Below are 1248 nucleotides of genomic sequence, written 5' to 3' on the forward strand. Positions count from 1 at the left end.
AACATCACCAGTAAAAATTCCATTAAGTCTAGTAATAAGATATTTAGGAGACATCTTCTGTGGATTAATAGCAATTTGGTTATATCCTTTTAAAGCTTTTAAATATACTGAACTACCTGTATTGGCAACAATTGCATATAAATTAGGTTGAGCTTCAATTGGATAAGGTGGTATTTCATCATCATCTTGTGACAAAATAATTTGGTTATTCTCAGTCAATGCTTCTATCGTTAGTTGACTATTACTGTCTAATAGTGCTCCATAAGTATAAACCGGAGCAGTTGTTTTACCATCTATGCGTTGATAGACATTAATCCCGCCGACATCAATATAATTTCCTTGAGCTAATAAAGTCACTTGACCATTCTGAAATATATCAATACCTCTCCTACTGAGAATAAAATCTCCTAACAATTTCTTATCTGTTGTTTTATCTGTATTGCGAAGAAAAATAGAATTGTAACCATTCTTCGCCTCTAAATAAGTTTGACTATAACGAGCTGTTTGAATTCCTGTGGCAATAAATCCAATTTGTGCAGTTATTTTCAAATCATTATTGCCTGTCAATGCTACAGCTGAAAATGTCATATAGCCTTCTTTATCTTGTACTGTAACGCCAACATTCAAACCTATTAAATTCTTAAAACTATAAGCTTGTTCATTAGGTACAATAAAATTAAAAATATTTTCTTGTGCATTAAGCGTCATCTTACTATGACTTAATACCCATAAAGCAGCACTTTCACTCAGTTTTGTCACTGTAGGTAAACTATAAGAAGGTTGAATATATTGAAAATAGTTTTTTCCATTTTCTGCATTAATGGCAACTTGTGAGTTTTTCTGTGCATAGACAAATTCGGTATTAGATGTTGTAGTATTATATGGATCTAAAGCAAAATGATTATCTCCTTGCATAGCATGGATATTTACTTTTCCTCCATCATATGCAAAAATCAAGCTCCTTTTTTCACCACCAGAAACTTCATTAGAAAGCGTATTACGTAATCCTGTTAAATTGATTGTTCCTTCTTTTTCCGCCCATAAAACATGGCTATATTTAGGTGCACTATTTTGATAATTAACAATTATTTTATTTTCCCCTTGCAAAGCAGAAAGATTGATAACTGTTCCTACCCCACTAGCCTGTAATGCATATGGTGAACGAGAAACAATCTGATTTTGTCCTTGCTCACTCACAATATTAATGGCACCATTTGTTTTTGTGACTTGAACTGCAACTTTGCTATC

General features: G+C 32.5%; 1 protein-coding gene. It reads right to left on the reverse strand.

Translation table 11 applies throughout. The annotated features are described in order from the left end of the window. On the reverse strand, positions 1-1248 hold a 1248-nt coding region (locus QS62_RS12125), incomplete at both ends, for a hypothetical protein (protein ID WP_197496314.1).

This window comes from Gallibacterium salpingitidis (genome assembly GCF_001678495.1).
Taxonomy (GTDB): Bacteria; Pseudomonadota; Gammaproteobacteria; order Enterobacterales; family Pasteurellaceae; genus Gallibacterium; species Gallibacterium salpingitidis.